We start from the raw sequence: 9,586 nt of genomic DNA, 5'->3' as shown, positions 1-9,586 counted from the left end.
CGGGGCTTGTCGAGGTAGCGCTCGACGAAGCATTCGCCGCGGCCGAAGGCGGCGACGGCCTCACGGACCGCGGAGTCGTACAGCTCGGGGACCTCGTCCAGGGTGCGGGCCACCTTCAGGCCGCGGCCGCCGCCGCCGAAGGCGGCCTTGATCGCGATGGGCAGGCCGTGCTGTTCGGCGAACGCGACGACTTCGTCGGCGCCGGAGACGGGGTCGGGGGTGCCGGCGACCAGGGGCGCGCCGGCGCGTTGGGCGATGTGCCGGGCGGCGACCTTGTCGCCGAGGTCGCGGATGGCCTGCGGGGGCGGGCCGATCCAGGTCAGGCCCGCGTCGAGGACGGCCTGGGCGAACTCGGCGTTCTCGGACAGGAAGCCGTAGCCGGGGTGGATCGCGTCCGCCCCGGAGTCCTTGGCGGCCTGGAGCACCTTGCCGATGTCCAGGTAGCTGGTGGCCGGGGTGTCACCGCCCAACGCGAACGCCTCGTCCGCCGCACGGACATGCGACGCGTCCCGGTCCGGTTCCGCATACACGGCAACGCTCGCGATCCCGGCATCCCGGCACGCCCGGGCCACGCGGACAGCGATTTCGCCACGGTTGGCGATGAGCACCTTGCGCACGTTCTTCCTTCGCCTGCTCATGAGAGGAACTTCCAAGAAGCGGCCGGAGCCGCGTACGTACGGCTGCCCCGGCTCCAGGAGACCCCGCTCGTCGGCCTGTTCACTCCGTCACCGCGGTCGGCGGCCGGCTCGTGCGACTGCTGTCCGGCTGACAGCAGAACGGCCACCACCGCGGCCAGTTCCTCATCGCTGGGGTTGCCGTGCACCACCTTGAACGCGTCGTTCATCTGTCCGCTGTCCCTTCGTACTTCGGCCTCATGCCGGGGGGTTGCCGTGCTTGCGCGACGGAAGGTCGGCGTGCTTCGTGCGCAGCATGGCCAGTGCGCCGATCAGCGCCGATCGGGTGTCGCGGGGGTCGATCACGTCGTCCACGAGTCCGCGCTCCGCCGCGTAATAGGGGTGCATGAGCTCCGACTTGTACTCGTCGATCTTCTGCCGACGCACCGCGTCGGGGTCCTCGGCACCGTTGATCTCGCGGCGGAAGATCACGTTGGCGGCGCCCTCGGCACCCATGACGGCGATCTCGTTCGAAGGCCAGGCCAGCGACACGTCCGTGCCGATGGACCGGGAGTCCATGACGATGTACGCGCCGCCGTAGGCCTTGCGGACGACGACGGAGATGCGCGGGACGGTGGCGTTGCAGTACGCGTACAGCAGCTTCGCGCCGTGCCGGATGATGCCGCCGTGCTCCTGGTCCACGCCGGGCAGGAAGCCCGGCACGTCCACCAGCGTGACGAGGGGGATGTTGAAGGAGTCGCAGATGGAGACGAAGCGGGCCGCCTTCTCACTGGCATGGATGTCCAGTACGCCGGCGACCGAGGACGGCTGGTTGGCGACCACGCCGACGACATGGCCGTCGAGGCGCGCCAGTGCGCAGATGATGTTGGTCGCCCAGGCGGAGTGGACCTCGAAGTACTCGCCGTCGTCGACGACCTCCTCGATCACCGCCCGCATGTCGTACGCCTGATTCGGGTCGGCCGGGACCAGATCCAGCAGCGCGTCGTTGCGCCGGTCGGCCGGATCGGACGTCGGAGTGGGGGGCGCCAGCTCCCTGTTGTTCTGCGGCAGCAGCGAGAGCAGATAGCGGACCTCCTCCAGGCACGTCTCCTCGTCGTCGTAGGCGAACTGGGCCACGCCGGACACGGAGGCGTGCACATCGGCACCGCCGAGGCCGTTCATCGTGACGGCCTCACCGGTCACCGTCTGCACCACATCGGGACCGGTGATGAACATCTGCGCGGTCTCGCGGACCATGAAGACGAAGTCCGTGAGGGCGGGGGAGTAGGCGGCGCCGCCCGCGCACGGGCCGAGCATCACACTGATCTGCGGGATCACACCGGAGTTGCGCGTGTTGCGCTGGAAGATGCCGCCGTATCCGGCGAGCGCGGTGACGCCTTCCTGGATACGGGCGCCCGCGCCGTCGTTGAGGCTGACGAGCGGGGCGCCGGCGGCCTCGGCGAGGTCCATCAGCTTGTGGATCTTGGCGGCGTGAGCTTCGCCCAGGGCGCCGCCGAAGATCCGGAAGTCGTGGGCGTACACGAAGACCGTCCGCCCGTGCACGGTGCCCCAGCCCGTCACCACCCCGTCGGAGTGATAGCGCTTCCGGTCCAGTCCGAAGCCGCTTGCCCGGTGCCGGCGCAAGGCCTCGATCTCCTGGAAGGAACCCTTGTCCAGCAGGAGTCCGATGCGTTCGTGGGCGGTCAGCTTGCCGCGGGCGTGCTGCCGGTCGGTGGCCTCGGGATCGGGTCCCTGCCGGGCCCGTTCCTTGAGCGTGTGCAGTTCGTCTATGCGTTCCTGGGGCGTCACGGACGTACTCCTTGTCGACGTCGAGGGGAGGAGAGGGGCGGTCAGGAAGCGGCCGCCTCGGCCAGCAGGCGCGCGGCGCGCTCCCAGTCGGCGCGCGTCGCACCGCCGGCCGCCACATAGCCGTCGGGCCGCAGCAGGACGAACCCGCCGCCGCCCTTGCGGACATGGCCGTGGCTGACGAGCTCGGGCCGCAGCTCGGCCAGCGCCCGGCCGCGCCGCTCGGCCCCGTGGCCCGTGCGCCCCAGCGTCACCAGCCGATACCGGTCCTGGGCCGGGGGCGACGCGGTCCAGTGCGGCGAGCGGGTGCCCGGCTCCGGGAGCCGGCGCCCGCCGAGCCAGCCGGCCGGCCGGCTCGCGGGGTAGCGGACCCGCCAGCCCGCCAGCAGTGGAGCGAACCAGCGGCGCAGCAGACCCAGGGACTCCAGCGCACTCCACGCCGTGTTGCGCACCCGTGCCGCCGTGGGGCCCAGCGTGAACACCTTGAGGAACTGGTGGGTGTTGCGGACGATCTGCTCGGCGGCGTACCGCCGCTCGGGCTCGTAGCTGTCGAGCACGGTCGGATCCAGCGTCCCCTTGATGACGCCGGCCAGTTTCCAGACGAGGTTGTGCACGTCCTGGAGCCCCAGGTTCAGGCCCTGGCCGCCGAGCGGGGAGTGCGTGTGGGCGGCGTCCCCGGCCAGGAAGACGCGTCCCTCGCGCAGCCGGGCCGCGATCCGCTCCTGACTGCTGAAGTTGTTCACCATGTCGAGCGACGCGACGCGCAGCCCGCCGGGGCCGCGCTCGTCGAGGATCTGCTGCACCCCCTCCTCGGTGAGGGGGTGCCCGACCGGGACGGCCGCGGAGACGCGAACCCGCTCGCCGGGCATCGAGGCGAAGACGACCGAGCCGGCCAGGCCCAGGAAGTAGTGGACCGCGTCGTCCGCGGGCCGGCCCTCGATCCGGCCCTCGGCCAGCAGGAAGTTGACCGGGACCGGGCTGCCGGCGAAGTCGATGCCGAGCTGCTCACGGGTCCGGCTGCGCACGCCGTCGGCCGCCACGAGCCAGTCGGACTCGATCCGTCCCGCGCCGGCCGGGCCCTCCGTCTCGACGATGACGACCTCGTCATTCGGGATGATCTTGGTGACCTCGACGCCGCGCTCCACATGGCCGCCCAGCTCCCCGAGGCGCCGCTCCAGGAGCTCACAGGTGATCTCCTGCGGAAGCATCAACGGCTCGTTGACCGCACCGAGTTCGATGCGCAGGGTGCGGCCGCCCGCCAGGTGGTACTCGTTGGCGCGGATCCTCAGGCCCCGCCGCTCGGCTTCGTCCAGGATCCCCAGTTCGCGGAAGATCCGCAGCGTGGGGGCATGGAGCTGGACGGCCCGCGATCCGCGGTGCGGGGACTCCTGGGCCTCCAGTACGCGGGCGGATATGCCGCGCTGCCACAGGGCGCAGGCGGCGGCCAGGCCGACCGGGCCGGCGCCCACGATCACCACCTCCGTCTTGTCCGTCATCTGTGGGTCCGCCTCCGGTGGTTCGTCGAAGTTCACACCGTCTCCCGGGAGTTGAGAGCGGTGAGCCAGGTGGTGACGGCGCCGGCCGCCTCGGGCGCGTACTCCTCGATCATCGAGAAGTGGTTCCCGGGGACGTCGGCCGTCTCGTGCGGCTGCTGCCAGGACGACCGCCAGCCGTCCCCCTGGGCCGGGGCCGTGCCGGGTACCGGCTCGACCGGGCGGAGCAGCAGCACCGGTGTCTTGACCGGGCCGGGCCGCCAGTCGCCGAGCAGCTGCAGATAGCCGCCCATCGCGGTCAGCCGGGCGTCCTCGACGGGGCCGAACTCCTTGAGCCTGTCGGCCATCTGCCGCATCAGCGCCGGCAGGGCGTCCTCCAGGGCTTCGTCCCCGGGCACGTACGTGTCGAGCAGGACGAGCGCGTCCGGGAAGATCCCGGAGCTCTCCAGCAGCCGGACGGTCTCGTGGGCGACGACGCCGCCCGAGGAGTAACCGACGAGGGCGAAGGGCGCGCCGTCCGTGGTCCGGCGCACCGTTTCGGCGGCCGCCTCGGCGATGGCGTTCACGGACGAGGGCAGCCGCTCGTCGTCCCGGAAACCGGGGAGCGACAGGGCGAACACATCCCGCTCGCCGGCGAACGGCGCGGCGAACCGCGCGTACTGGTGCGGACCGGAGGTCGCCAGAACCGTGGGGAAGCACAGGAGCCGAGGGCCACCGGACCCCTCCGCGAGCCGTACGGGCTCGGGCAGGTCGCCCGGCTCCGGCACGGCGAACACCGGCCGCTCGCGTGCGGCCTCGGCCAGCCGGGCCATGACACCGGCGGTCTCCCCGCTCTCGTACGCCGCCGAGAACTGTCCGGCGAGAACGCCTTCCCGCGCCGACTCCCCAGCACCACCGGCCAGTTCGTCGGCCAGGTGGTGGGCCAGTGCCTCCGGCGTCCGCCGGTCGAGGATCACCCGGGCCGACAGGCGCAGTCCGGTCGCGGCGCCCAGCCGGTTGCGCAGCGTCACACTCGTGACCGAGTCCATGCCGAGCTCCAGGAACTCGCGCTGCGCCGCCACATCCCCGGGGTCCGCGTGCCCGAGCACCGCGGCGACCTCGGCGCGGACCAGGTCGAGCAGCAGCTCACGACGCCGCGCCGCCGGGAGCCCGGCCAGCCGGCCCAGGGCGTTCGACGCGGCGTCCGTGGCCGAGGCGGACTCCTTGCGGGCCCGCTTGACCTGGGGGATCTCGGAGATGAGCCGGCTGGGCCGGTCCCCGTCGAAGACCCGCGTGAAGCGGCTCCAGTCGACATCGGCGAGCACGATCGCGGTGGCCGCCGGGTCCAGGGCCCGTTCGAAGGCGGCGAGCGCGGGTGCCGGGCGGAGCAGCGGGAGGCCGCGCCGGTCCAAGCGCAACCGCCGGGACTCCTCCAGAACCCTGTCCGCCTCCTCCATGTCCTCGACGGGCCCGCTCCGCCAGACGCCCCACGCCTGCGCGAGAGCGGGCAGACCCAGGGACCTGCGATGCGCGGCGAGCGCGTCCAGATGCGCGTTGGCGGCCGCGTAGGCGGCGAGACCGAGGCCGCCGCCGAAGGTCGCGGTGACCGACGAGAACAGCACGAACGCCGAAAGGCCGCTCTCCCGGGTCAGCTCGTCCAGATGGACGGCGCCGAGAACCTTGGTGCGCAGGACCCGCTCCAGATCCGGCGGGGACAGGCTCTCCAGCGGGGTGTCCTCCAGGAGCCCGGCCGTGTGCACGACGGCGGTCAGCGGCGCCTCGCCCGCGACGCCGGCGAGCACCTCCGCGAGGGCGTCGCGGTCGGCCACGTCGCACACGGCGACGCTCACCCGCGCGCCCAGCGCGGTCAGTTCGGCCTCGAAGGCGGCGATCAGCCCGGCGTCCGTGCCGGGGCCGGCGGTCAGCAGCAGAGGACCGGTGCCCTTCTCGGCGAGCAGCCGGGCGACCTGCGCGCCCATACCGGTGACGCCATCGGTGACCAGGACGGTGCCGCCATCGGTGCGCAACCCTCCGTCGGCCGCCGGGGCGGGGGCGGGTACGAGCCGGCGTACATACACACCCGAGTCGCGCACGGCGGCCTGGTTCTCGTCGCCGGGCGCCGCGAGCAGCGCGGTCAGCCGGGACAGCGCCCGGGCGTCGGCCGCTTCCTCGGGCAGGTCGATCAGGCCGCCCCAGTGCTGCGGGGTCTCCAGGGCCGCGACCTGTCCGAGGCCCCAGATCTGGGCCTGCTCGGGGGCGCCGACCCGGTCCGTCGGCTCGGCGGACACCGCGCCACGCGTCACCGCCCACACCGGAGCCGTGAGTGACGCCTCTGCGAGGGCCCGCAGAAGCAGCACGGTACGGTCCAGCCCCGTGGACACCGCTGGACGCGGGCTCTCGGCGGGGTCGAGCGCCAGCAGCGATACGACGCCTGCCACGGCCTCGCCTTCGAAGGACCCGGCGGCGTCGGAGAGCCGGCGGACCAGGTCCGCGCGGTCGGTCTCGACGTCCACCTCGACAGTCGAGGGGCGGGCTCCGGCGTCCGCCAGCGCACGGGCGACTTGCGCGGCGATCGGGTCGGCCGCGGCGTGCGAGGGGCGCACCACCAGCCAGTCGCCGGAGAGGACGGCCGCGGCGGGCTCGCTGACGGGCCGCCACACCACCTGGTAGCGCCACGAGTCCACGGCGCCCAGTTCCTTGCTGTCGCGCCGCCACGAGGACAGCGCGGGCAGCAGTTCCCCGAGCGCCGAGGTGTCGGCGAGACGCAGCGACGCGGCGAGACCCGCCACGTCCCCGCGCTCGACCGCGTCCCAGAACGCGGCGTCGGCCTGGTCGCCGACGACGGCACGGTCCTCGACCGGGTCGACCCAGTAGCGCTGTCGCTGGAACGGGTACGTGGGCAGTTCGACCGCCGTGCGCCCGGCGCCGAACACCGGCCCCCAGTCGACCCGAAGTCCGCGTACATATGCCTCGGACAGTGCGGTGAGGAACCGCTTCATGCCGCCATTGCCGCGCCGCAGCGTGCCGGTCACCAGCACGTCGGCGCCGGTGTCCTCGACCGTCTCGTCCACGCCGAGCACCAGCACCGGGTGGGCGCTCGACTCGACGAACACGTCGAAGCCGTCGTCCAGCAGGGTCCGCACGACCGGCTCGAAGTTCACCGGGCGGCGGCAGTTCTCGAACCAGTAGTCGGCCGTCAGCTCCGGGCCTTCGAGGACCTCGCCCGTGACGGTCGAGTACAGCGGGACGCGGCCCTTGCGGGGCCGCACGAAGGAGAGGAGTTCGGCGATACGGCCGCGCAGCCGGTCCACCTGCGGGGAGTGCGAGGCGACGGTGGCGGGCACGATCCTGGCCCGGATGCCCCGCTCGGTCAGCGCCGCCACCAACTCCTCCAACGGCTCGGGCGCACCGGCCACGGTCACCAGACCGGGACTGTTGACCCCGGCGACGGACAGCCGGTCCCCGTACGCGGCGAGCCACTCCTCCATCTCCCGCCGCGACAGCGCGACGGACGCCACCGCGCCACGCCCCACCAGCTCGTCGGCGAACAGCTGCGAGCGCAGCACCACGATCCGGGCCGCGTCCTGGAGCGTCAGCGCGCCGGAGACACAGGCCGCGGCGATCTCGCCCTGCGAGTGGCCCACCACCGCGTCCGGCTCCACGCCGTGGTGGCGCCAGAGTGCGGCGAGGGACACCATCACCGAGAACAGCACGGGCTGGACGACCTCGATCCGCTCCAGCGACGGCGCGCCCTCGCGCTCCCGCAGCACGTCCTCGACCGACCAGTCGACATGGGCGGCGACGGCGGCGTCACAGGCACGCAGCCGCTCGGCGAACACCGTCGAGGTGTCGAGCAGGTCGACGGCCATCCCGGCCCACTGCGAGCCCTGCCCAGGAAAGACGAAGACGGTCTTGCCGCGCTCCCTGGCCACGCCCACGGTGAGCTGCGCGTTCGCCTCGCCGCGCGACAGCGCCTCCAGGGCCGCCGCCGACTCCTCCGCTCCCGTGCCCAGCACCACCGCCCGGTGGTCGAGGGCCGACCGGGTCACCGCCAGCGAGTGGCCCACGTCGGCGGGCGACAGACCCGGGTGGGACCGCAGATGGGTCCGCAGGCGGCCGGCCTGGGCACGCAGCGCGGCCTCCCCGCGCGCCGACAGCAGATACGGAACCACCACCGGGTCCGCCGCGGGCTCCACCGACGCCGGCTCGTCCGCGGCGGGTTCCCCCTGCTCCAGGACCACATGGGCGTTGGTTCCGCTCATGCCGAACGCGGACACACCGGCGCGGCGCACCCCCGTGTCCGGCCAACTCCGCTGCTCGGTCAGCAACTCGACCGCGCCCGCCTCCCAGTCGACGAACGGCGACGCCTCGTCCGCGTGCAGGGTGCGTGGCAGCACCCCGTGCTGCATGGCCTTGACCATCTTGATGACACCGACCACGCCGGCCGCGGCCAGCGTGTGTCCGACGTTCGACTTCACCGAGCCCAGCCACAGCGGCTGTCCCGCCTCCCGCCCCTGACCGTAGGCGGCGATGAGCGCCTGGGCCTCGATCGGGTCGCCGAGGCGGGTGCCGGTGCCATGTGCCTCGACCGCGTCCACGTCACCCGGCGCGAGGCCCGCCGAGGCCAGCGCTGCGCGGATGACACGCTGTTGGGAGGGGCCGTTCGGCGCGGTCAGACCGTTGCTCGCACCGTCCTGGTTGACGGCGCTGCCCCGCACGACCGCGAGGATCCGGTGTCCGTTGCGGCGCGCGTCCGACAACCGCTCCACCACCAGCACGCCCACCCCCTCGGCGAAGCCCGTACCGTCGGCCCCCGCCCCGAACGCCTTGCAGCGCCCGTCCGGAGAGAATCCGCGCTGCCGGCTGAAGTCGACGAACCCGGTCGGCGTGGCCATCACCGTGACACCGCCGACCAGTGCCAGCGAGCACTCGTCGCGACGCAGCGCCTGGGCTGCCAGATGCAGCGCGACCAGCGAGGAGGAGCACGCCGAGTCGACGGTGACGGCCGGCCCCTCCAGACCGAAGAGGTACGACACCCGGCCCGACAGCACGCTGGCCGCCGAGCCCGTCATGCGGTACGCCTCGATCTCCTCCGGCGCCGAGGCGAGCAGCACCTGGTAGTCGGAGGTGACACACCCCGCGTAGACCCCCGTGCTGCTGCCGCGCAGCGCGGCCGGGTCGATCCCGGCCCGCTCCAGTGCCTCCCAGGACGACTCCAGGAACAGCCGCTGCTGGGGGTCCATCGCGAGGGCCTCGCGCGGCGAGATCCCGAAGAACTCGGCGTCGAACTCGGCCGCGTCGTACAGGAATCCGCCGCGTCGCGTGTAGGACTTGCCGGGCCGGTCCGGCTCGGGGTCGTACAGGCCGTCGACGTCCCAGCCGCGGTCGCCCGGGAACTCGGAGGTCGCGTCGGTGCCGGTCTCCACCAGGGTCCACAGGTCCTCGGGCGAGCGCACGCCACCGGGCAGACGGCAGCTCATGCCGACGATCGCGATGGGCTCGTTCCAGGACTCCTCGGCCTCCCGCAGCCGGAGCCGGGACTCGCGCAGCTCGACCGTCACCCGCTTCAGATAGTCCCGCAGTTTCTTTTCGTCAGACTCAGGCATCGCGTTCCTCGCTGGTTCAAGGCGGTGGTGTTCGGTGGGAGGCCGCCCTCGTGGGGCGAGGACGGCCTCCCACCGTCCGGTCGTACTG

5 protein-coding genes are annotated in these 9,586 nt (G+C 73.0%); all 5 read right to left on the bottom strand.

Annotated features, from left to right (window positions below; genetic code table 11):
• On the bottom strand, positions 1 to 617 hold a 617-nt coding region (locus ACFVXA_RS39500; RefSeq protein WP_390028656.1), incomplete at its 3' end, for a biotin carboxylase N-terminal domain-containing protein.
• A 17-nt stretch (positions 618 to 634) separates the two neighbouring features.
• On the bottom strand, positions 635 to 844 hold the full coding sequence (locus tag ACFVXA_RS39495) for an acyl-CoA carboxylase subunit epsilon (RefSeq protein WP_362033288.1): 210 nt from the start codon (positions 842 to 844) through the stop codon (positions 635 to 637).
• 28 nt (positions 845 to 872) lie between these two features.
• Positions 873 to 2,423, bottom strand: a complete 1,551-nt coding sequence (locus ACFVXA_RS39490) for an acyl-CoA carboxylase subunit beta (protein ID WP_383747533.1) — start codon at positions 2,421 to 2,423, stop codon at positions 873 to 875.
• Between the two features lie 41 nt (positions 2,424 to 2,464).
• Positions 2,465 to 3,952, bottom strand: coding sequence for an FAD-dependent monooxygenase (locus ACFVXA_RS39485; RefSeq protein WP_390028654.1), 1,488 nt, complete (start codon positions 3,950 to 3,952; stop codon positions 2,465 to 2,467).
• Complete coding sequence (locus tag ACFVXA_RS39480) at positions 3,949 to 9,498, bottom strand: type I polyketide synthase (protein ID WP_390028653.1); 5,550 nt, start codon at positions 9,496 to 9,498, stop codon at positions 3,949 to 3,951. The genes ACFVXA_RS39485 and ACFVXA_RS39480 overlap by 4 nt, the downstream gene beginning before the upstream one ends.
• Positions 9,499 to 9,586: the final 88 nt, after the last annotated feature.

It is taken from the genome of Streptomyces sp. NPDC058246 (genome assembly GCF_042881985.1).
Classification (GTDB): domain Bacteria; phylum Actinomycetota; class Actinomycetes; order Streptomycetales; family Streptomycetaceae; genus Streptomyces.
This window is presented reverse-complemented; position numbering and strand designations above follow the sequence as displayed.

What these genes read in the sequence shown, in the direction of transcription:
- ACFVXA_RS39495 (WP_362033288.1), bottom strand. Translation starts at nt 844, where the DNA reads ATGAACGACGCGTTCAAGGTGGTGCACGGCAACCCCAGCGATGAGGAA.
- ACFVXA_RS39480 (WP_390028653.1), bottom strand. Translation starts at nt 9,498, where the DNA reads ATGCCTGAGTCTGACGAAAAGAAACTGCGGGACTATCTGAAGCGGGTG.